The following is a 20980-nucleotide window of genomic DNA, read 5'->3' as shown; positions in this document are numbered from 1 at the left end:
GGAGATTGCGCAGTCTCCGGCGACTCCGAGGTGGGAGCGGACGATGCCGACGCCGGACACGTTCGGATCGGTGAGGAAGCGCGGGGCGTGATGGCGCAGGTAGCTGCGCAGGGATTCGGGGACGCGGGTTGCGGGGGCCATTCACCCACCGTTGCGAGGATCGGCGCCCCGCGGGTTTCGAGCAGGAGTCCAGTCGGTGAACTCGTCGCTCGGTGGTCAGCTCGGCGGGCGCATCCGCAGCGCGTGCATGCCCCCATCGACCGTCAGGCCGACCCCCACTGTGGAGGTGTTCTCCGGGGAAGCCAGGAAGCAGATCGTCGCCGCGACCTCGTCGGCCTCGACGAGCCGCAGGTGGGGTTGGCGCAGTTGCAGTTGGCGCAGCTCCTCTTCGGGATCGCCGGCGCGCGACATCAGGTTGTCGATCCACGGGGTGTGCGCCGTGCCGGGGCACACCGCGTTCACCCGGATCCCTTCGCGGACGTGATCGGCGGCCATCGCATAGGTCATCGACAGGATCGCCCCCTTGGACGCCGAATAGAGCACCCGGTCGGGCAGCCCGGCGGTGGCGGCGATCGAGGCGACGTTCACGATGGCCGCGTGCTCGCTGCGCCGCAGATGGGGCAGTGCGGCGGCCGCCACCCGAGCCATGCCGCGCACGTTCACGTCCATCACCCGCGCCCACTCGGCGTCGTCGTTGGCGGCGACGTCGCCCAGCGCGCCGATGCCCGCGTTGTTCACCAGCACGTCGATTCCGCCGAGCTTATCGGCCGCGGTCTCGACGGCCAGGCGTACCCGTTCAGTGTCGGCGACGTCGCAGGCGATCGGCACCGCGCGCTCGTCGGCGCCGCTCGGGTCGAGGTCGAGCACCGCCACCCGGGCGCCCCGCTCGAGCAATCGGCGTACCGTCGCCACACCGATCCCCTGCGCACCGCCGGTGACGATCGCGGCGATCCCGTCGAACTCGGTCATCGTTCCTCCCGTGCCGGTGGTGGGTGAATCATTCCTATCAGCCTAGGGTTGGGCCATGGCGTCGAAGTCGGAGGCGGTGGAGCTCGCAGTCGGTGAGCACACGGTACGCCTCAGCAGCCCCGACCGGGTGTACTTCCCCGAGCAGGGCTGGACCAAACTGGAGGTCGCCGAGTACTACCTGGCCGTCGGCGACGGGATCGTGCGGGCGTTGCGGGAACGCCCCTGCATGTTGCACCGATTCCCGAAGGGGCTGGCCGGCAAGAAGGTGCACCAGAAACGGCTGCCCGCCGGCGCTCCGGATTGGGTGGACACCGTCGAACTGTTCTTCCCCCGTTATGGGCTGACCGCGGACGAGCTGTGCGTGACCGAGCTGGCGCAGGTGATCTGGGCGGTGCAGATGTCGACGGTCGAGTTCCACCCGTGGAACAGCCGACGCGGCCACGTCGAGCAGGCCGACGAGTGGCGGATCGACCTCGACCCGATGCCGAACTGTTCGTTCGAGCGGGTGCAGCGGGTGGCGCACGTGGTGCACGAGGTGCTCGACGAACTGGGCGTGATCGGCTTCCCGAAAACCTCGGGAGGCAAGGGAATGCACGTCTACGTGCGGATTCGTCCCGGCTGGGGTTGGCAGGACGTACGCCGGGCCGCGCTCGCCTTCGCCCGCGAGGTGGAGCGTCGGGCGCCGAGCGAGGTGACCACCGCCTGGTGGCGCAAGGACCGTCCCGACGACGTGGTGTTCGTCGACTACAACCAGAACGCACGGGACCACACGATCGCGGCGGCGTACTCGCTGCGCGGGGTCGCCGCCGGGACCGTCTCCACGCCGATCGGCTGGGACGAGGTCGACGAGGTCGATCCGCGCGATTTCACCCTGGCCAGCGTTCCCGCCCGTTTCGCCGAGCTCGGTGACCTCCACGCCACCATCGACGATCGGTCGTTCGGGTTGGAACGCCTGCTCGAGTGGGCCGACCGCGACGGCACCGATGCCCCTGGCCCTGCCGAAGAGCCTCACGCTCCCTGAGCCTGTCGAAGGGTCACACCAGGGCGCTGGTGACCACCCCGCGGACGTGCCCCAGAGGCCACGCCCAGGGTGAACGGGTTGGCCGGCAGCGCGGCCGAGGCGGGCCCCGCTCCGCGCACCAGGCGGCCGCGCGTTTCCCCCGGGTCTGCCCGCCCAACTCCGGTCTCGTCCCCGGCCACGGACCGCAGCCCCGCGTGCCGTCGTTGGTTGCGACGCGAGAGACCGGAGTTGTGCGGGCGCCCGACCCCGCAACTTGTCAGTTGTTATGCCCGGCCGGGACCGCGCGACGAACTCCTCATAACAACTGACAAAGTCGGGTGCGCGAGTGGGTCAGCCGCCGGTGATCAGCACCGTCACGGTGTGGATCGCCAGACCGGCGAGGGCGCCGACGACGGTTCCGTTGATCCGGATGAACTGCAGATCACGGCCGACGAAGAGCTCGATCCGGCGACTGGCCTGGTCGGCGTCCCAGCGCTCTACGGTGTAGGAGATGACGGTGGCCACATCGGAGCCGTACCGCTCGACGAGGAAGGCGGTCAGATCGGCCAGCCGGCCCTCGAGCCGTTCACGCAGGGCGGTGTCGGTGCGCAGGTTCGCTCCCAGTTCGGCCAGCCAACCGTCACCGCGCCGCCACAGCGACGAGCCCCGATCGGCCATCGCCTCCTGCAGCGAATCCCGGATCGACTGCCACAGCGACACCGCGGTAACACCGATGGCTGGGTGAGAAAGCAGTCGTTCCTTCAGCGCCTCGCCGCGGCGGCGTACCGAAGTGTCGTGCTGCAGGTCGTCGGCCAGCGTCGCCAGCATGTCGTCGATCGCGACTCGGGCCGGGTGATTCGGAGTGTCGCGCACCGCGCGCACCCATTCCAGCGCCTGCTTGTAACCCCAGTTGGCGACGCGTCGGTCCATCCAGCCGGGGCTCCAGGTGGGGGCGCGCTCCCCGATCACCGCGGTGAACTTCTCCGGGTGCCGCAGCAGCCAGGAGTGGATCTCGCCGAAGGCCAGGTCGACCAGACCGCGGTGCGCGTCGTCGGCGACGATCCCCTCGAGGAACGCCCCGGCCACGGGGGACAGGTCCTCCCGCCGCAGCCGCGGCAGGGCCACGTCGTCGACCAGGGAGCGGATGTCGTCATCGGACACCCGCCGCAGCGCCACCTGCCCGAGTGCGGTCGCCTCGCTGATCACCCGCTGCCGGTTCTCCGGGACCTCCAGCCAGGTCGACACCTTGAGCCCGATGTCCGCGCTGGCCAGCCGCTCCCGGAACACCTCCCCGGTGAGGAAGTGGGCGACGACGAACTGCTGCAGACTGCGCCCCAGCTCGTCCTTGCGCCGCTTCACCAGGGCCGTGTGCGGGATCGGGATGCCGAGCGGGTGCCGGAACAGCGCGGTCACCGCGAACCAGTCGGCGAGCGCGCCGACCATGGCCGCCTCGGCGGTTGAGTTCACGAAGCCCAGGAAGCTGGCCGGCGTACGCCCCAACGTCAGCAGGTAGATGATCGCGGCGACCACCAGCAACGAGGTCGCCACGATCCGCATCCTGCGGAGGCCCTGTCGGCGTTCCGCGTCACCGGGAGCCTCCAACAGGTCGGTTGTCACCTCTCCATGGTGCCGCGTGGCCGGGGCGGTTCCAAGAACAGCACCGCGACCAGGCCGACCAGAGCCATCGCCGCCGGCAGCAGGGTTGACTGAGACATGGCCGCGGTGAACGGTGCCTCGAGGAAGGGCGGGATGATGCCGCCGGAGCGTTCGACCGAGCCGCCCGGCAGACCCGCCTCGCGGAACTGGGCGGCGATCCGATCCTGCATCAGGGTGGCGATCGCGGCCGAGCCGAGCACGGCACCCATCTGCCGGGTGGTGTTGTACACCCCGGCTCCGGCGCCAGCCCGGTGCGGCGGCAGGTTGCGGGTCGCCGAGACCGACAACGGTCCCCAGATGCCGGCGTTCGCGACGCCGATGATCGCCGCTGGCAGCAGCAGCCAGAGCACCGACAGGCCGGGCTTCATCACCAGCGACTGGACGTACAGCCCGACCCCCATCAGCGTGAATCCGGCGACCGCGAACCACTTCGGGTCCATCCGGTCGATCATCCGCCCCGCCAGCGGAGCCAGTCCGCCGGAGATCAGCGCGAGCGGCAGCGTGAGCAATGCGGCCTGGGTGGGGGAGAGGCCGCGCATGTTCTGCGTGTACAGCATCTGCGGGAACACCATCGAGGTGATCATCGCGCCCATGGACGCGATCCCGACGTTGGCCGCGGCAAAGTTGCGATCGGCGAACAGGCTCAGCGGGACCAACGGCTCACTGCGCTGTTTCGCCTGCCACACAACGAAAAGAAGCATCACGACGGCACCGGCGATGATCAGCCCCCACACCGAGATCGGCCCGACGATGGTGCCCCAGTCGTAGTTCGAACCCTCCTCGATCCCGAACACCAGGCAGAACATTCCGATCGCACTGAGCGCCACCCCGAGCAGGTCGAATCGGTGTGGATGCTTTTCCAGGGAGGGAACGTTGCGGACCACCATCAGGAAGCCGACCAGCCCGACGGGAAGGTTGACGAAGAAGATCCAGCGCCAGCCGAGGGTGTCGATCAGTACGCCGCCGAGCAGCGGGCCGACCAGCGTGGCGACGCCAGCGGTGGCTCCCCAGATCCCCATCGCGGCCCCGCGGCGGTGCGGCGGGAACAACCGGGTGATCACCGCCATCGTCTGTGGGGTGAGCATCGCCGCACCCAGGCCCTGCAGGATCCGGGCGGCGATCAGCACTTCGACGGTGGGGGCGAAACCGCACAGCCCGGAGGCGACGGTGAACACCACCAACCCGACCAGGTACAACCGTTTCGGGCCGAAGCGATCGCCGAGCCGTCCGGTGATCAGCAGCGGGACGGCGTACGCCAGCAGGTAGGCGCTGGTCACCCAGACCACCTTGCCGATGTCCGCGCTGAGCCCGGTCATCAGGGCGGGGGTGGCGATGGAGACGATGGTCGAGTCGACCAGGATCATGAAGAATCCGAACAGCAGCGACCACAGGGCCGGCCAGGCCTGGGCGCTCTCTCGTTCGGGGGCGGTCTGCTGAGTGGTCATCGTGACTCCTTGGGGGCGGCGTCGGTGGCCTGGCTCCAGGGGATGCCGTGCGAGGTGATCGCATCGGCGGTCTGCTGGCACCAGTCGCGCTCGGCGCGGGTCATGTGGCGGATCAGGTCGAGGTCGAGCCAGAAACGCTGAGGCACTTGCTTGTCGGTGAGGAAACGCTCGATCAGGTCGAGGGTTTCGATGCGGGCGTCGAGGGCGACGATGCGCTCGGTGAGCATGGCGGCCGCCTCGTCGTCGGGCAGGTGGTGGATCTCGCCGATGGCGACGGGGAACTGCGGGAATTCCTGTGCTGGTTCACGAAGCCAGTCGCGCACCTTGTTGTCCAGGGCGGTACGCCCGGCCTCGGTGATCCGATAGACGGTCCGTTCGGGCCGGTTTCCCTCCCGGTCGGTGCCGACCTCCGCGAGAAGTTCGCACTCGGCCAACCGGTTGATCGTGTGATAGAGCGTGCCGGCGCTCAGTTTGACGGTCTGCTCCTCGCGGCGCTGCCGCATGGTGGCGTACACGTCATAGGGGTGCCGCGGCTGCTCGGAGATGATCGCCAGGGTGACCAGGGCCAACGGGGTGAGCTGCACAATACCTCCAGAACGGATATTCCATGTGGAATATTAGGCACGGAGTAATCCCTGGGGCAAGCGGGTTTTGTGAACGGCGTACGAACAGTGGGTTGCTTCGGGGCGAAACCGGGCTCAGGCCTCCGGCGTACCCTGATGGAACCGCTGCACCCAGTCGGACTCCCCGCGTACCCACAGGGAGCTGCGCAGGGCTGCGCGTTCTCCCGAGGTGCTGCGCCACAGCAGCAACAACTCATCCGAGCCGAGTGCCTGCACCTCCAGCACCTCCAACTCAACAGCCGGATCCAGCGGACCGATTCGACTGAGGATCTCCGCGCGCGTCCACAGCCGACCGGAGGCTCCGATCTCGCAGAAATCGGGGTGCAGCAGCGCCGCGACCTGGCTCGGGTCCGAGCGCACCGCCTCGCTCAGCAACGCCCGTTCCAGCTCGACCACCCGTTCACCGGCAGCCACGGCCAAGTCCAATCCGGGCACCTCGTCGGCGGCGAACAGGTCGTCCGGATCGGGATCGGCCCGCTCGTCACCGGGCAGCGCATAGTCCTCCGGCGAGTCGGCCAGCTCATCGGTCAGCGAGTCCACCTCGAAGAGCGCCGGTACCGGCTCGGTCTGGTTGGGGCGTACGTCCGGATGGTCGCGCCCGCCATCGGGAAAGCCGGGCCCTGGATCGGGTCGGGTGCCCTGCTGGTACGCCACCGCCACGGCCCGGGCGCGCTGGTCGGCGGCCTCGTTCAGCTCGTGCCCGGCGTGCCCCTTGACCCATTCGAAACGCACCCGTCGGCCCTGCATCGCCGCGTCGAGCGCCTTGACCAGCTCGACGTTCTGCACCGGCTTGCCGTCGGCCTTGCGCCAGTTCTTGCGTTTCCAACCGGGCGTCCACTTGGAGATCACGTTGATCGCATACTGGCTGTCGCACAGCACCAACAGGTCGTCGTCGACGTGCGCGGTCTGCTGCAGCAGGTCGAGCACGGCCATCAGTTCGCCCATGTTGTTGGTGCCGTGGGGCCAGCCGCCGGCGGCCCAGCAGGAGTCGTCGACATACCAGGCCCAGCCCGCAGGGCCGGGGTTGCCCAGAGCGGATCCGTCTGCTGCAGCGGTGATCGTCACGGCCGCGATCCTGCCACACCGGTCGGTTGCCTGGCCGCGTTGCGCTCGTTCACCGGCGGGTCCGCCGTCCCTGGCGCCAGCGGGTTCGGGTGATCGGCCGGGTGACGTAGGTGCCGAGGCTGGAGCCCGCCGCGAGCGCCATGCCCACGCCGGCGGCCGTCATCAGCGTGACCATCCCGGCCACCACGTCGACCGCGGCGGGGGTGCCGCCGGAGGTGCCGGCCATCAGCAACACCCCGCGGAACACCATCCCGCCGGGCATCAGCGGCACGATCGCGGAGGTGATCAACGCCAGCACCGGCACCTTGAGCCGCGGACCGAGGACGCAGGCAAGGATCGCCGACACCGTCGCGCCGAGTGCGCTCGCGCCGATCACCCCGAACCCGAAGCGGGCCGCGAACAACTGCACGACCCAGCCGAACAACCCCATCAGCGCGGCGAGGATCACCGTCCGCGGGGCCGCGTGACAGGCCACCGCGAAGGAACCGGCGATCACCAGCGCCCCGAGCAGCTGTACCGCCGGTGGACCGAGGGTGGGGGTGGCCGGCACCAACAGCACCGAGACCCCCAGCCAGGTGCCGACCCGCAGCACCACCAGGATCCCGGTGACGATGCCGAGAGTGAGCACGACCACCTCGAACGCGCGCGCCGAGGCGGTCACATAGAACCCGTCGATACTGTCCTGGGCGGCGCCGACCACCGACATGCCAGCCAGCAGCAGCACGATGCCGGCCGACACCGTCAGGGTCGGCTGGATCTCGTCGAACAACCGGATGTCCTTGCTCTGCGCCCACTGCATCGCCAGCGTCGCACTGGTCGGGATCGCGGCGCCGACAGCCTGCTGGAAGAACGTGGGTACGCCCCGGCGGGCCAGGAAGCGCAGGGCGATGTCGATCAGGCAGGTGGCGAGGAAGGTGACCGCGAACACGATGGGTGTGGCCTGCCAGAGCAGCCCCAGTCCGATCGCCACCCCACCGTTGGCGACGACGATCACCCACCGCCGATACGGCGGTGCGGCATAGCTGAGCCGCCGGAACCGTCCACGCGCCTCGAGCACCGTCAGCTCACCGGACTCGATCTGCTCGGTCAGCTGGTAGACCCGCTGCAGCAGTGTGAAGTCGGTCGTCCGGGAGCGCACCACGCGCAGCGTGGACACCGGTTCGCGGTCGCGGCGCTGCCAGGACAGGTTGATCGAGGTGTAGGTCACGTCGGCGTGCACCCCGCGCAACCCGTACGCCCGGGCGATCCGCAGCGCGGTCGAGGTGACGTCGTTGGCCGAAGCGCCGGAGGAGAGCAGCAGCTCGGCGACCTCCATGGCGACGCCGAGGACCTTCAGCGCCTCACGAGTCTCCTCGTCGGTCGAATCATCCTCCGGCGGCGGCGCGATCGGCGGCGGGGTGACGGCCTGACGCAACGGTCGGGTCAGCCGACCGAAGAGTCGTCTGCCCATTTCGCGCGCTGCCATGGCCCCAGACTGGCGGGGCGGGCGCCGGCTTTCAACAGTGGACGCCCGCGTCGCCTGCCCCAGCTCCGCCGGACTGGACCGTTCGGGTGATTGGGTGGGACCAAGCAATATGGTGCCTGCTCGGCGTGGGAATCCTGATTGCCCAGCGCGCGATCCTTGATCAGCTGATGGAGCAACCCGTCAGTGCCGTACGCCTGATCAGCGCTCGACCAGCGCCAGCACCCGGGCTGGTGAGCCGGAGCCGTTCACGATCGGCAGCGGGGTGGCGACGATCATCGCCCCGGTCGGCGGCAGCTTGTCCACGTTCTTCAGCTGGGTGATCCCATATTTCCCCGCCCCGAGCATGAACGCGTGGCACGGGAACGCCGGGTCGAACGAGTGCGCGATCCCGCCGTCGGTGCCGACGGTCTCCACGCCGACGCCCTGGATCGGGGTCTCCTCGGCCAACCACTTCGCGCACTCGGCGGTCATCCCCGGTGAGTGCGGCCCGGTCTCGCTGTTGCCGAGCGCCTCGTCCTGGTCATAGGTGCGCGGCGCCCACCCGGTCCGCACGATCAGCCAACCGCCGTCGGGCAGCGGACCGTGCTCGGCCTCCCACGCCTTCACGTGGTCGACGGTCAGCATGAAGTCGACATCGGACTCCACCTCACCGGTCACGTCGATCACCGCGGCCGGGCGGAGCAGCTTGTTGGGCGCCACCGAGGCGATGTCCTCCTTGTCCCGACCGGTCACCCAGTGGTTCGGCGCGTCGAAGTGGGTGCCGGTGTGCTCACCGGTGCGGAAGTTGTTCCAGTACCAGCCCGGCCCGGCGTCGTCGCAGTCGCTGATCAGCTCCAACTGAAACGGCCACGTCTGGCCGAACTCCGGCGGCAGCTGCAGGATCGGCGTCTCCGAGGACAGCGGCGAGGTCAGGTCGATGACCTCGATGGTGCCGGTGCTGATCGCCTCGGACAGCTGGGACAGGATGCTCATGGTTCTCCTTCGGTTTTCGGTCGAGCGCGACTGTGCGCGCGGGTGACAAACGGCGTACGCCTCAGGCGATCGCCGGCAGTCGGTTCAAGGTGTCGGAGGGGGACTCGCCGAACGCTTCGCGATACTCGGTGGAGAACCGCCCCAGGTGGTTGATTGACAGCCCGCTCGCGATCGAAGTGACGGTGGTACTGCCGGGCAGCGCGGCCTGCAACCGCTCCCGGGCCAATATCATCCGGCGCTGTTTCAGCCAGGCAGCGGGGGAGTCGTCAAGCTCCGCTCGGAAAGCCTTCTGCAGTTGGCGTACGCCGACTCCGACGCTTGCCGCGACCTGAGGCATGCTGATCGCCTGCCCGATCCGCGCCTCCATCCACGCCGTGGCCCGGCGCACCGTCGCCGCATCACCACCCGCGTGACTGATCGCCACCGAATGATTGTGCGGTTGGGTCGTCAGCAGGCTCGTCAGCACGCTGCGCTCCCAGTGCCGCACCTGCGCCTGGTCACGGGAGAGCTCCTGCCACAGCCGGCGCACCTGGGCGAGCCACGGGCGTACGCCGGGCTGGTTGATCCGCAACTCGGTCTGGAACCGCACCGGGCCGCTCACCGATCCGTCGGTGAGCAGCGCCACCTCCCGCTCAATCGCCGAACGTTCCAACCAGCACAGCAATTGCGGGTTTCGTTCGCCCCACAGCATGTCGACCTGTTCCACCGGCGACAGCACCGCGGCCACACTCGGATCCGACACGATCCGGTCGTTCCCGTGATCGATCCGTGCCCTCCCGCCCAGCGGCACCATCACCAGATAGAACGTCTCCAGGGCGCCGGGGGTGATCCGCACCAGGTGGCCGTAGTCGAGGCCGACCACGCCGACCGGACCGCTGCGATGGGCGGCCAGTCGGACGTCGACACCGCTCCTGCCCGGACGCAGCTCGTGCGGGCAGAACAGCTGACCGATCTCGGTGCGGGCGCGATCCACGTCGCGGGTGTGCAGGCGTCGGCGCACCGGGGTGGTCGTGCTCATGTTCCCTCCTTGCCTCGGCTCCGTTGCGTGGGCTGGGTCATAAATCTAGGCGGCATGTGTGTCGTTGTGGAGACCACCGACAAAATTCCGACATCCATTCACGGGAGCTGTCGCAATTCGGATAGCCGCGGGGTCGGTGTCGACCTAGCGTCCCGGTGCCATGGGAATGAGCGAAAAGCCGTTGGCCGGGCGTACGGCCATCGTGACCGGCGGGGCGACCCTGGTCGGACACGGAGTGGTGCGTGCGCTGTGCGAGGCGGGAGCGGACGTCGTGGTCGCCGACATCGACGCCGAAGGGGCCCAGCCACTGGTCGATGAACTCGGGATCCGCTTCGCGCAGACCGACATCACCGACGACGCGGCGCTCACCGAACTGGTGGCCGGCGTCGAGCGGATCGACTGCCTGGTCAACCTGGCCTGCAGCTATCTCGACGAGGGCGCCGAGACCAGCCGGCACGACTGGATCACCGCCTTCGACGTCAACGTGTTCTCCGCGGTGCAGCTGACCCGGATCGCCCGGGCCAAGCTGGCCGCCAGCGGACACGGTGCGGTGGTCAACTTCACCTCCATCTCGTCGTCGGTCGCGCAGACCGGACGTTGGGTCTATCCCGCCAGCAAGGCGACCCTGGTCCAGCTCACCCGGTCGATGGCGATGGACCTCGCCGGCGACCGGATCCGGGTCAACTCGGTCAGCCCGGGCTGGACCTGGTCGAAGGTGATGGACACCCTGTCCGAGGGCGACCGCGCCAAGACCGACCGGGTGGCAGCACCCTTCCACCTGACCGGCCGGGTCGGCGACCCGATCGAGGTCGGCCGGGTGGTCGCCTTCCTGGTCAGCGATGCGGCGTCGGTGGTCACCGGCGCCGACTGGGCCGCCGACGGCGGCTATTCCGCGATGGGTCCGGAACAGGCCGTGCCCGCCATCCCACAGCTGAGCGAGTGAGGACTCCGTCATGAGGATCGCCATCATCGGGGCCGGGTTCGCCGGCCTGGCCGCAGGCAAGCACCTGCGCGACTTCGGCCACCAGGTCACCATCTTCGAGAAGTGCCCCGACGTCGGCGGGGTGTGGAGCCGCACCCGCCGCTATCCCGGCCTGTGCACGCAGAACAACAAGGACACCTACTATCTGTCCGACCTGAAGATGCCCGCCAGTTATCCGGAATGGCCCAGCGGGCAACAGGTTCAGGCCTACCTCGAGGGGTACGCCACCATGTTCGGGTTGGTACCGTTCCTGCGGCTGTCCACCGAGGTGGTGCATGCCGATCAGGAACCCACCGGTGAGGGTGTGGGGTGGCGGGTGACCACCCGGCAGGTCGGCGAGGACGGCGCCGAGCAGACCGAGGAGTTCGACTTCGTGGTGGTCGCCAACGGCATCTTCTGCACGCCGTTCATCCCGAACTGGAACGGTCGCGCGGAATTCGAGGCCGCGGGCGGTCGAGTCTGCGCCCCGAGCGAGGTGCACTCCCTCGACGACGTACGCCACCGCAAGCTGGTCGTCGTCGGCTATGGCAAGTCGGCCTGCGACGTGGCCGTGTCACTGTCCGAAGGTGCGGCGAGCACCACCGTGGTGGCCCGTCAGCTGCTGTGGAAGATGCCGCGGATGATTATGGGCGTGCTCAACTTCAAGCACCTGATGCTGACCCGGATGGGGGAGGCGCTGTTCGAGTATCAGCACCTCAAGGGTGTCGAGAAGTTCATGCACGGCAGGGGAAAGCCGGTCACCGAGTCGATGCTCGGCAGCGTCCAGTCGGTCGTCACCAAGCAGCTCAAGCTGCCCCAGCTCGGGCTGGTCCCCGACGGCAGCTTCGAGCGGATCGCCCGCTCGACCGTCTCCCTGGTCACCGAGGGGTTCTATGAGAAGGTGGCCACGGGTGACCTGCGGGTGGTGCGGGACGCCGAGATCACGGAGCTGACCGTGCGCGACGGGAATCCCGCCGCGGTGCTGTCCACCGGGGAGACGGTCGACGCCGAGGTGATCGTGTGCGCCACCGGCTTCCGCCAGGAGGTGCCGTTCCTGTCGGCCGAACTGCAGGACCGGATCACCGACGAGCGCGGGAATTTCGAGCTGTACCGGCAGATCCTGCCGCACGAGGTGAGCGGTCTGGCGTTCTGCGGCTACAACTCCTCGTTCTTCTCACCCCTGTCGGCCGAGGCCGCGGCGATCTGGATCGGCGCCTATCTGATGGGCGAGCTGAATCTGCCCAGCGTCGCCGACCGGCGCCGCCTGGTCGCGGAAAGGCTGCGCTGGATGGCGGAGCGGACCGAGGGGCACCACGCCCGCGGCACCAACATCATCCCGTTCTCCATGCACAGCGTGGACGAGATCCTCTCCGACGTGGGCCTGGACGTGTCCCCGGCCAAGAAGAGCGAGCAGTGGCTGAAGCCGCCGGAGGCCAGCGACTATCGCAACATCCCCGAGAAGCTGATCGCCCGCTATCGTCAGCGCACCGGTGAGGACGTGGGGGTGACCCGCGATCCCAACGGTCTCACCGAGAAGACGGCGGGGGCTGGTCGGAAATGACCGCTGGCAACGGTTTCGACGCGATCGTCGTCGGTGCCGGGATCAACGGGATGGTCGCTGCCGCCGAGCTGGCCGGTGCCGGCTGGCGGGTCTGCCTGGTGGACAACCACGACCGGATCGGCGGGTTCATCGCCTCCGACGAGGTGACCGAGCCAGGCTTCGTGCACGACACGTTCTCGAGCTGGCACCCGCTGTTCCACATCGGGGCGGCGTTCGCCGAGCTCGGCGACGACCTGGCCAGGCACGGACTGCGCTACCGCAACACCGAAGGGGTGCTCACCGGCTCGCTCGGACCGGAGTCGGTGGCGGTGGTGCACCGGGACCCAGCGCTGACCGTGCAGGGATTCGCCGATCCGGCCGACGGGCAGGCGTACCTCGCCGCGCTGGACCGGCTGGGCGGTGACATCGACGCGATCGGCGCCCTGCTGGGAATCGAGCTGCGCTCGCCGGCCGCGCTCGGTCCGGTCGGCAAGCTGCTGCGCCGCGGAGGCCAGGCGCGGTTGGAGGCGTGGGGCCGCGACACCGCGACGTCGGGCCGAAACTGGGCGGCCAACCACTTCCGCGGTGCCGAGGTGGACCAGCTGTGGTCACCGTGGCTGCTGCACGCCGGGCTCAACCCCGACTCCGCCTCCGGTGGGTTGATGATGCCGTTGCTGGCGGCCACCATGCACGGGGCCGGGCTGCCGGTGGTCGAGGGCGGAGCCGGAAATTTCGTGGTTGCGATGGAAAGGCTGCTGCGTGAGCGCGGGGTCGAGATCCGCACCGGGGTCACCGTGGACCGGCTGCTGGTCACGGGTGATCGAGTGATCGGGGTCAGCGCCGGCGGGGAGAGCCTCCGCGCGACCCGCGCGGTGCTCGCCTCGGTCACCCCGGATGTGCTGTGGAACAAACTGCTTCCGGGCACCGGTCACGCCGCCGAGCGGGCGGAGGCGAAGGCGTACCGGTTCGGTCGCGGCGCGATGCAGATCCACGTGTCGCTGGACAAGCCGTTGCAGTGGTCGGCGAGTGAGCTCGCCGGGGCACCGCTGGTGCACCTGAGCACGGGTTCGGCGTCCACCGGAATCGCCTGTGCCGAAGCGAGTGCGGGCCTGCTGCCGCGGCGGCCGACGGTCGTGGTCGGTCAGCAGTTCCTGCTCGACCCCAGCCGCGTCCCCGAGGGTCGGGGGCAGCTGTGGTTGCAGCTGCAGGAGGTCCCGTTCGCTCCTGTCGGCGACGCCGCCGGCAAGCTGGACACCCGGCAGGGGTGGACCGGTGAGCTGGTCGACGGTTACCTCGACCGGGTGCTCGACCTGGTGGAGGAGTTCGCCCCCGGCACGCGGGCGAGCGTACGCCGAGTGGTCGCGCTGGCGCCGACGGACCTGGCCGCGTGGAACCCGAACGCCGCCAACGGCGACCCCTACTGCGGGTCCGCCGAGCTGGACCAGAACCTGCTCTGGCGGCCCGGCCCCCGCACCTCGCGGCACCGGACGAAGGTGCCGGGGCTGTGGCACATCGGCGCGGCCACCCATCCGGGTCCGGGGCTTGGTGGCGGTTCGGGTCACATCGCGGCTCAGGGGCTGATCGCGGCGGCCCGCCCGGTGGGGGATCGGCTTCGTGAGGTGTTCACCCGCTGACGTGTCTATCGTTTCTGCCGACGGTCGTCCCTCGCCCGCGATAGGGTTTCGGGATGGGCGTCGAGACGGGTGTCGAATTGGAGGCCGAACGAGGCGGTGACCGGCTCGAGGGGTTGCCGCGGCATCAGCAGCTGATCGTCAGCATCTTCGGTCTCTATGGCCGCGCCAACGGCGGCAGCATCGCCGTGTCGTCGCTGATCCACCTGTTGGGTGACCTGGGCGCGGAATCCGCCGCCGTGCGTTCCTCGGTGTCCCGGTTGAAGAAGCGTGGGGTGCTCACCAGCACGCGGGTGGACGGGCAGGCGGCGTACGCCCTGGTCGCGGCCCTGCAGCGGGTCTTTGCCGAGGGGGACCGCCGGATCTTCAACCCGCGCCGGGCCACCGTCGACGAGCCGTGGATGCTGGCCGCGTTCACCGTGCCCGAGTCGGAACGTCACCTGCGCCACCGGATTCGCACCCTGTTCACCCACCGGGGGTTCGGCTCGGTCACCCCCGGGTTGTGGGTGGCTCCGGCGTGGCTGTTCGAGTCCACGTTCGAGGAGCTGGAACGCGACGGGCTCGACGGCTACGTGGACTTCTTCTCCTCGGTCGCGCTCGGACCGGTCGACCTGGCCCAGAAGGTGGCGAAGTGGTGGGACCTTCCGGCGCTTTCGCTGCTGTACCAGGAGTTCCTGCAGAAATGGGAGCCGGTGCGTGAACGCTGGGCCTCCGGGAGTCGAGCCGGCACCGACCGGGACGCGTTCCGGGACCACATCCCACTGATCACCCAGTGGCGACGGTTGCCGTATCTCGATCCGGGACTGCCGCTGGCCTACCTGCCCGACCCGTGGCCCGGTCAGGCGGCAGCGGATCTCTTTGCAGGGTTGAACCAGCGGCTCGCCCCTCTCGCCGAAAGGCACGCCCGCGGCGTACTCGCCCCGGACGCCGGCTGAGCCTGTCGAAGTCACCTCGCCGGCGTCGGAATCACTCCTCGGGGAGGAGGTCCTTGCCGGCCGAGGGGCCCTCGAGGAACTTGTTGGGCTTGAGGAAGAAGCAGAACACCAGGGCTCCGTCGGGGGACCAGGCTTCGTGCTGGTTGCCCTTGGGTCGCCAGGAGAAGTTGCCGACCGAGGCGGTGCCCTCGGCGTCGACGATGCTTCCTTCGAGCACGTAGGTCTGTTCGATCTCGACGTGCTCGTGCTTGTAGAGCCGGGCGCCGGGTTCCCACTTGAACAGGGCGGTGAGCAGCCCGGTCTCGGGCTCGGAGAGCAGCACCTTCATGGTGATCCCCTCGGATGCGGTCGGCTGCCAGGGCAGGGCTTCCACGTCGACGTAGCGCGAGGCGAGTGGGGGCAGTTCGTTCAGGTGATCGGCATGCGGTGTGACGGCAGGCATGGCTCGTCCTCCTCGAGAGCGTGCGACCGCGAGTCCGACGGATATTGCGGATGTGTTGCGATCGTCATGTTTTGGAAATATTATCACGGTACGCCCTGACTGAACAGGGTCTCTGCGACGAAGGAGAGTCATGCCGAGCAAGCAGACCATCAACCCGGCCAGCCTGCCCAAGCCCTCCGGCTTCGCCCACGGCACCAAGGTGGGGGACACGATCTATCTGGCCGGACAGACCGCCCTGGACAAGGACATGAACATCGTCCCCGGCGGGATCGTCGAGCAGTTCCGCCAGGCGTTCTCGAACGTGCTGACCACGCTGCGTGAGGCTGGCGGCGAGCCCGGCGACCTGGTCGACGTGACCATCTTCCTGACCGACGTCGAGGACTATCTGGCCAATGGTCGTGAGATCGGACGGATCTGGCGCGAGATGGCAGGCAACGACTATCCGGCGATGGCCGGTATCGGGATCAGCCGGCTCTGGCAGCCCGAGGCGCTGATCGAGATCAAGGGAGTCGCCGTGATCGGGTCCGGCGCGGGCGCCGGCTGATTCCGTCGTTCCGGTGGCTGAGCCTGACGAAGCCGCCAGGCGTACGCCCGCTCACTTGTGATAGGCCATCGGACCGATGGAACTGGCCTTGATGTAGAACTTCTCCGTCGTCTCCAGCGCTCCCTTGGGGAGGGCGTAGCAGAACGCGTCCGGCAGTTCCCCCTTCTCCGACAGCACTGTGACCTCGGGGATGTTTGCGTCGCAGCGCGGCGGACCGTAGTGGTTGTTGATCTTGGCCGATTCCTTGACCGACTTGAGCATCTCGAGCTGGACGGCTCGTTTCGTCACCACGGCGTCGCGTTCGTGCACCTGATAGCTGAACAGTCGCGAGACGCCGTTGGGCATGATCGAGCTCGGCGGGCTGGTGATCTCGACCTTGTGCTGGACCGGTTTGCCGTCGAAGGTGACGGTGCAGTCGAACGTCTTCTCGCCGGTACGCCGGCACTTCGAGCTGATCGGCTTGTCGATCGCGGCCTGCTCGAGCACCGCCTGCTCCAGTTCGAAGCGCAGCGCGTTGCTGATCGCCTCGTCCTCGTCCTTGGGGCGAGGGGACTTCCGGTCGCTGGGGTCCGGCAGGGACGGCTTGCCCGGTTCGGCGACCAGGCCCTCAGGGATGGGTTCTCCCTTGTCCTTGTTGGGGTCCAGCAGGGAGCAACCGGGGAGGACGCAGACGGCCGCCAGTGTCAGCGCGATGATTCGTCGGCTCATTGGGTCGAATGTACAGAATCGCGGGTCAAGTCGACATCTGTGGGTTCTGTCCGGATTGCGACTGCGGGGGTATCGGTCTCCCGTGCCAGCGGTTACATTGCTTTGATGACGAACGTCCCGAGTGCGCAATGGTCAGGGAGGGCCGATGGCTGAACGCTCCTTCGCGACGGAGGTCGAGCACCTGCACAAGGGGGCCGGTGAGGAGTTCCACGGTGAGGGGATCCTGGCGGTCACCAAGGCGCTGCTGCAATCCGGGGTGGCCTACGTCGGCGGCTATCAGGGAGCGCCGATCTCGCACCTGATGGACGTGCTCGGCGACGCCAAGGACATCCTCGCCGACCTCGACGTGTACTTCGAGAACTCCGCCTCGGAGGCGACCGCGGCCGCGATGCTGGCCGCCTCGGTGCACTATCCACTCCGCGGGGCGATCACCTTCAAGTCGACCGTCGGCACCAACGTCGCCTCCGACGCACTCGCCAACCTGGCCAGCGGCGGGGTGATGGGTGGCGCGCTGATCATCGTGGGCGAGGACTATGGCGAGGGGTCCTCGATCATGCAGGAGCGCAGCCACGCGTTCGCGATGAAGTCGCAGATGTGGCTGCTCGATCCGCGCCCGAACATCTCCGCGATCGTGGATGCGGTCGAGAAGGGGTTCGAGCTGTCGGAGGTGTCCAACACCCCGGTGATGCTGGAGCTGCGGCTGCGCTCCTGCCACCTCACGGGATCCTTTGTGGCCAAGGACAACCGGCGACCGATCATGACGGTCAAGGAGGCCGCGGCGGAACCGCGGACCGACGGTTCGCGGATCGTGCTGCCCCCGATGAGCTTCGCCCACGAGATCGAGAAGGTGGACCAGCGTTGGCCGGCCGCGGTGAAGTTCATCCGGGAGAACGGGTTGAACGAGGTGTTCGCCGACGGCGCCGCCGACGTCGGGATCATCGTGCAGGGCGGGCTCTACAACACGCTCAACCGTGCCCAGGAGCTGCTCGGCTGCTCGGACGCGTTCGGTGACACCGATGTCCCGCTGTATGTGATGAACGTGACCTACCCGGTCGTCGACGAGGAGGTGATCGACTTCTGCCGCGGAAAGCGGGCCGTGCTGCTGGTCGAGGAGGGGCAGCCCGACTATATCGAGCAGAACCTCAACGCCGTGCTGCGTCGCGCCGGGGTGGACACCGTGCTGCACGGCAAGGACCTGCTGGCGAAGGCGGGTGAATACACCCCGACCGTGGTCACGCGCGGTGTGGCGGCGTTCCTCGACCGGCACGCCCCCGAGCTGATCCGCAATCGACCTGGCCTGTTGCGGGACGCCGACGACGAGGCGAGCCCGTTCCACCAGCGGGTGGCCAAGGAGGTGGTGCAGCCGCGCCCGCCGGGGTTGTGCACCGGCTGTCCGGAGCGCCCGATCTTCTCCGCTCTCACCCTGGCGGAGAAGCAGACCGGCAAGCACCACGTGTCCGCCGACATCGGCTGCCACCTGTTCGGCTCGGGAGCGCCCTTCCACCTGGGCGCGACGACGATGGGATACGGGCTCGGCTCGGCCGGCGGGGCCGCCTTCGATTCGAAGGGGACCGACCGGCGTACCGTCGCGATCATGGGTGATGGTGGCTTCTGGCACAACGGCCTGACCAGCGGGGTCGGAAACGCCGTGTTCAACAAGTCCGACCAGATGCTGGTGGTCGTGGACAACGCGTACGCCGCCGCCACCGGTGGGCAGGACATCCTGTCCTCCAAGGCGGAGAACCCGATCCGCTCCACCCAGCACTCGATCGAACGGGCGGTCCGCGGAGTCGGGGTGAAGTGGGCGAAGACCGTCAGCAACACGTTCAAGGTGGCCGAGCTGCGCGACGTGTTCGTGGACGCGCTGACCACCAAGGAATCCGGTCCGAAGGTGGTCGTGGCGCAGAGCGAGTGTCAGCTGAACAAACAGCGTCGTGAGAAGCCGCAAAGGCAACAGGCGTTGCAGAGCGGCAAGCGCGTGGTGCGCGAGCGGTTCGGGGTGGACGCCGACACGTGTACCGGTGACCACGCGTGCATCCGGATCTCCGGTTGCCCGTCGCTGACCATCGCCGACAACCCGGACCCGATGCGGATCGACCCGGTGGCGACGGTGATCGACTCGTGCGTCGGCTGCGGGGTGTGCGGCGCCAACGCGCATGCGGCGTCGCTGTGCCCGTCGTTCTATCGGACCGACGTGGTGCAGAACCCGACGGTGGTGGATCAGACCTTGGCGAAGGTACGCCGAGGCTGGCGATCCGTGCTGGGCAAGGGGATCGAGGACCGCGCCGCCCGGATCGAATCACCGCTGCTGAGCGTGGGAGCCGACGCATGAACCGAGGTTCGAGCAGCTGGAGCGAGGGGCTCCGGCCCATCACCGTCGCCGTGCTGGCGATGGGCGGGGAGGGCGGCGGCGTTCTCTCCAACTGGATCGCCGACACCGCCCGCGCCCAGGGCTGGACCACCCAGAACACGTCGGTCGCCGGCGTCGCCCAGCGCACCGGAGCCACCGTCTACTACATCGAGCTCTACCCCACCCGTGGGGGCTCCGCCCCCACACCCCCGGCTGCCTCGGTGGCTGAACACACCCCTGGGGGCTCCGCCCCTTCGTCCCTCGGAGGACCCGTCGCGACGGTCACCCGTGCCGAGCCGATCCTGTCCACCATGCCCACCCCGGGCGAGGTGGACGTGGTGATCGCCTCGGAGCTGATGGAGGCGGGCCGGGCCGTCCAGCGCGGGTTCGTCACCCCGGACCGGACCACGCTGATCGCCTCGACCAACCGCGTCTATTCGATCGCCGAGAAGTCGGGCCCGGCGGACGCCCGGGTCGATTCCGAAAAACTGTTGCAGGGCGCACAACTGGCGGCCAGGCGCCTCGTCGCCGCCGACTTCAACACGCTGGCGACCCAGGCGCGCAGCGTGATCAGCGCCTCGCTGTTCGGGGCGCTGGCCGGTTCCGGCGCGCTGCCGTTCACGCGGGAGCAGTTCGAGCAGACGATCCGCGACACCGGCAAGGGGGTGGACGCGTCGCTGCGCGCGTTCGCCGACGGCTTCGACGTCGCCCAGCGCGCCGAGGCGGAACCGGCTCCCTCCACGGAAACCTCGTCCCAGAAGGTGTTTCTGACCATCGGGACCCGTCCCCGGACGGCCGCCGAGAAGCAGGCCGAGCGCGACGTCGAGCTGCGTCGGCTGGCCGACGATGATCCGACCCAGTTGGTTGGCAGCAGCCTGGCCCGCCAGGCCCAACGGGTGGCCCGGGCGTACCCGGAACCGGCGCGGTTGATGCTGCTGCGCGGAATCACCCGGGTCGCGCTCTATCAGGACTCGGCGTACGCAGATCGCTATCTGGACCGCGTCGCCCGGCTCGAGGGCTATGAGACCGACCCGGAGGGTCCGGCCCGGCTGACCACCGAGGCGGCCCGATGGATCGCGCTGTGGATGTGCTATCAGGACACGATCCACGTGGCCCTGCAGAAGGTACGCCCGGCGCGGATCGCCGGGATCCGCGACGAGGCGCGAGCGGGTGATGATCAGCCGATCGCGGTCCGGGAATACCTGCACCCGCAACTGGAGGAGATCACCGACACCTTGCCGGTGAAGCTTGGAGAGACGCTGCGGGACAGTCCGGCGTTCGGCAGGCTCGTGCATTTCTTTGCGCACAAAGGGATCGTGGTGAACACCACCTCGGTGGTCGGCTTCACGACCCTGTCGACGCTCGCCCGGTTGCGCCCGATCCGCCCCCGGTCACTGCGGTTCCAGCACGAGCAGGCCGAGATCGACGCCTGGCTGGATCGCGCCGTACGGATCTCGCGGACCGACTATGACCTCGCCTGCGAGGTGCTGTGCTGCGCCCGGGTGCTCAAGGGGTACGGCGAAACCTGGGAACGCGGCGAGAAGCACTTCGCCGAGCTGATGGCCTCGGCCGACGTGCTGGTGGGTCAACCCGACGCTGCCGCCCAGCTCGCCCGGCAACGCGACGCGGCCCTGGCCCACGTCGACTGACTCGCTC

At 68.7% G+C, this 20980-nt stretch carries 18 protein-coding genes; 8 read left to right on the top strand and 10 right to left on the bottom strand.

Annotated features, from left to right (window positions below; genetic code table 11):
- Positions 1–216 precede the first annotated feature (216 nt).
- Positions 217–969 (bottom strand): SDR family NAD(P)-dependent oxidoreductase, encoded by a 753-nt coding sequence (locus CGZ93_RS00885; RefSeq protein ID WP_094362260.1) that lies wholly within the window; start codon positions 967–969, stop codon positions 217–219.
- 55 nt (positions 970–1024) lie between these two features.
- Here CGZ93_RS00885 and ligD point away from each other — a divergent pair, with 55 nt between their 5' ends.
- Entirely contained in the window at positions 1025–1990 is a 966-nt protein-coding gene (ligD, locus tag CGZ93_RS00880; protein ID WP_094362259.1) for a non-homologous end-joining DNA ligase, read from the top strand.
- Positions 1991–2320: 330 nt separating this feature from the next.
- Here ligD and CGZ93_RS00875 read toward each other — a convergent pair whose 3' ends face one another.
- The 7 genes from CGZ93_RS00875 to CGZ93_RS00845 all read right to left on the bottom strand — a co-directional run bounded on the left by CGZ93_RS00875 (position 2321) and on the right by CGZ93_RS00845 (position 10213).
- Entirely contained in the window at positions 2321–3586 is a 1266-nt protein-coding gene (locus tag CGZ93_RS00875; RefSeq protein WP_229117105.1) for a DUF445 domain-containing protein, read from the bottom strand.
- Positions 3583–5070 (bottom strand): DHA2 family efflux MFS transporter permease subunit, encoded by a 1488-nt coding sequence (locus CGZ93_RS00870; RefSeq protein ID WP_094362258.1) that lies wholly within the window; start codon positions 5068–5070, stop codon positions 3583–3585. Before CGZ93_RS00870 ends, CGZ93_RS00875 begins: the two co-directional genes overlap by 4 nt.
- Positions 5067–5654, bottom strand: coding sequence for a PadR family transcriptional regulator (locus tag CGZ93_RS00865; protein ID WP_141211023.1), 588 nt, complete (start codon positions 5652–5654; stop codon positions 5067–5069). The genes CGZ93_RS00870 and CGZ93_RS00865 overlap by 4 nt, the downstream gene beginning before the upstream one ends.
- A 114-nt stretch (positions 5655–5768) precedes the next feature.
- Positions 5769–6758, bottom strand: a complete 990-nt coding sequence (locus CGZ93_RS00860; protein ID WP_094362256.1) for a ribonuclease HI family protein — start codon at positions 6756–6758, stop codon at positions 5769–5771.
- Between the two features lie 49 nt (positions 6759–6807).
- Positions 6808–8223: a threonine/serine exporter family protein gene (locus CGZ93_RS00855; protein WP_094362255.1), complete on the bottom strand. Its 1416-nt coding sequence runs from the start codon at positions 8221–8223 to the stop codon at positions 6808–6810.
- A gap of 198 nt (positions 8224–8421) precedes the next feature.
- Positions 8422–9195 (bottom strand): cyclase family protein, encoded by a 774-nt coding sequence (locus CGZ93_RS00850; RefSeq protein WP_094362254.1) that lies wholly within the window; start codon positions 9193–9195, stop codon positions 8422–8424.
- A 61-nt stretch (positions 9196–9256) separates the two neighbouring features.
- Positions 9257–10213 (bottom strand): AraC family transcriptional regulator, encoded by a 957-nt coding sequence (locus CGZ93_RS00845; protein ID WP_094362253.1) that lies wholly within the window; start codon positions 10211–10213, stop codon positions 9257–9259.
- 160 nt (positions 10214–10373) lie between these two features.
- Here CGZ93_RS00845 and CGZ93_RS00840 point away from each other — a divergent pair, with 160 nt between their 5' ends.
- The 4 genes from CGZ93_RS00840 to CGZ93_RS00825 are packed head-to-tail and all read left to right on the top strand — an operon-like array spanning position 10374 to position 15280.
- Positions 10374–11156: an SDR family oxidoreductase gene (locus CGZ93_RS00840; protein ID WP_229117104.1), complete on the top strand. Its 783-nt coding sequence runs from the start codon at positions 10374–10376 to the stop codon at positions 11154–11156.
- Positions 11157–11166: 10 nt separating this feature from the next.
- Positions 11167–12735 carry a flavin-containing monooxygenase gene (locus CGZ93_RS00835; protein ID WP_094362251.1) on the top strand — a complete coding sequence of 523 codons (1569 nt, stop codon included), beginning with the start codon at positions 11167–11169 and terminating at the stop codon, positions 12733–12735.
- Positions 12732–14348, top strand: a complete 1617-nt coding sequence (locus CGZ93_RS00830; RefSeq protein WP_094362250.1) for a phytoene desaturase family protein — start codon at positions 12732–12734, stop codon at positions 14346–14348. The genes CGZ93_RS00835 and CGZ93_RS00830 overlap by 4 nt, the downstream gene beginning before the upstream one ends.
- A 53-nt stretch (positions 14349–14401) precedes the next feature.
- The gene (locus CGZ93_RS00825) at positions 14402–15280 is read left to right on the top strand and encodes a PaaX family transcriptional regulator (protein WP_094362249.1); all 879 of its coding nucleotides are present in this window, start codon (positions 14402–14404) and stop codon (positions 15278–15280) included.
- A gap of 31 nt (positions 15281–15311) precedes the next feature.
- On the opposite strand, the gene CGZ93_RS00820 is transcribed toward CGZ93_RS00825, so the two are convergent.
- Complete coding sequence (locus CGZ93_RS00820) at positions 15312–15722, bottom strand: cupin domain-containing protein (protein WP_094362248.1); 411 nt, start codon at positions 15720–15722, stop codon at positions 15312–15314.
- Positions 15723–15852: 130 nt separating this feature from the next.
- Here CGZ93_RS00820 and CGZ93_RS00815 point away from each other — a divergent pair, with 130 nt between their 5' ends.
- Entirely contained in the window at positions 15853–16266 is a 414-nt protein-coding gene (locus CGZ93_RS00815; protein ID WP_094362247.1) for a RidA family protein, read from the top strand.
- A 51-nt stretch (positions 16267–16317) separates the two neighbouring features.
- Here CGZ93_RS00815 and CGZ93_RS00810 read toward each other — a convergent pair whose 3' ends face one another.
- Positions 16318–16974 carry a hypothetical protein gene (locus CGZ93_RS00810; protein WP_094362246.1) on the bottom strand — a complete coding sequence of 219 codons (657 nt, stop codon included), beginning with the start codon at positions 16972–16974 and terminating at the stop codon, positions 16318–16320.
- 145 nt (positions 16975–17119) lie between these two features.
- Between CGZ93_RS00810 and CGZ93_RS00805 the strand changes: the two genes are divergently transcribed.
- Entirely contained in the window at positions 17120–19306 is a 2187-nt protein-coding gene (locus tag CGZ93_RS00805; RefSeq protein WP_094362245.1) for a thiamine pyrophosphate-dependent enzyme, read from the top strand.
- On the top strand, positions 19303–20973 hold the full coding sequence (locus CGZ93_RS00800; protein ID WP_094362244.1) for an indolepyruvate oxidoreductase subunit beta family protein: 1671 nt from the start codon (positions 19303–19305) through the stop codon (positions 20971–20973). The genes CGZ93_RS00805 and CGZ93_RS00800 overlap by 4 nt, the downstream gene beginning before the upstream one ends.
- Positions 20974–20980: the final 7 nt, after the last annotated feature.

The sequence above is a fragment of the Enemella dayhoffiae genome (assembly GCF_002250625.1).
GTDB classification, from domain to species: Bacteria; Actinomycetota; Actinomycetes; order Propionibacteriales; family Propionibacteriaceae; genus Enemella; species Enemella dayhoffiae.
This window is presented reverse-complemented; position numbering and strand designations above follow the sequence as displayed.

What these genes read in the sequence shown, in the direction of transcription:
- CGZ93_RS00885 (WP_094362260.1), bottom strand. Translation starts at nt 969, where the DNA reads ATGACCGAGTTCGACGGGATCGCCGCGATCGTCACCGGCGGTGCGCAG.
- ligD (WP_094362259.1), top strand. Translation starts at nt 1,025, where the DNA reads ATGGCGTCGAAGTCGGAGGCGGTGGAGCTCGCAGTCGGTGAGCACACG.
- CGZ93_RS00870 (WP_094362258.1), bottom strand. Translation starts at nt 5,070, where the DNA reads ATGACCACTCAGCAGACCGCCCCCGAACGAGAGAGCGCCCAGGCCTGG.
- CGZ93_RS00855 (WP_094362255.1), bottom strand. Translation starts at nt 8,223, where the DNA reads ATGGCAGCGCGCGAAATGGGCAGACGACTCTTCGGTCGGCTGACCCGA.
- CGZ93_RS00850 (WP_094362254.1), bottom strand. Translation starts at nt 9,195, where the DNA reads ATGAGCATCCTGTCCCAGCTGTCCGAGGCGATCAGCACCGGCACCATC.
- CGZ93_RS00845 (WP_094362253.1), bottom strand. Translation starts at nt 10,213, where the DNA reads ATGAGCACGACCACCCCGGTGCGCCGACGCCTGCACACCCGCGACGTG.
- CGZ93_RS00840 (WP_229117104.1), top strand. Translation starts at nt 10,374, where the DNA reads ATGGGAATGAGCGAAAAGCCGTTGGCCGGGCGTACGGCCATCGTGACC.
- CGZ93_RS00835 (WP_094362251.1), top strand. Translation starts at nt 11,167, where the DNA reads ATGAGGATCGCCATCATCGGGGCCGGGTTCGCCGGCCTGGCCGCAGGC.
- CGZ93_RS00830 (WP_094362250.1), top strand. Translation starts at nt 12,732, where the DNA reads ATGACCGCTGGCAACGGTTTCGACGCGATCGTCGTCGGTGCCGGGATC.
- CGZ93_RS00825 (WP_094362249.1), top strand. Translation starts at nt 14,402, where the DNA reads ATGGGCGTCGAGACGGGTGTCGAATTGGAGGCCGAACGAGGCGGTGAC.
- CGZ93_RS00820 (WP_094362248.1), bottom strand. Translation starts at nt 15,722, where the DNA reads ATGCCTGCCGTCACACCGCATGCCGATCACCTGAACGAACTGCCCCCA.
- CGZ93_RS00815 (WP_094362247.1), top strand. Translation starts at nt 15,853, where the DNA reads ATGCCGAGCAAGCAGACCATCAACCCGGCCAGCCTGCCCAAGCCCTCC.
- CGZ93_RS00810 (WP_094362246.1), bottom strand. Translation starts at nt 16,974, where the DNA reads ATGAGCCGACGAATCATCGCGCTGACACTGGCGGCCGTCTGCGTCCTC.
- CGZ93_RS00805 (WP_094362245.1), top strand. Translation starts at nt 17,120, where the DNA reads ATGGCTGAACGCTCCTTCGCGACGGAGGTCGAGCACCTGCACAAGGGG.
- CGZ93_RS00800 (WP_094362244.1), top strand. Translation starts at nt 19,303, where the DNA reads ATGAACCGAGGTTCGAGCAGCTGGAGCGAGGGGCTCCGGCCCATCACC.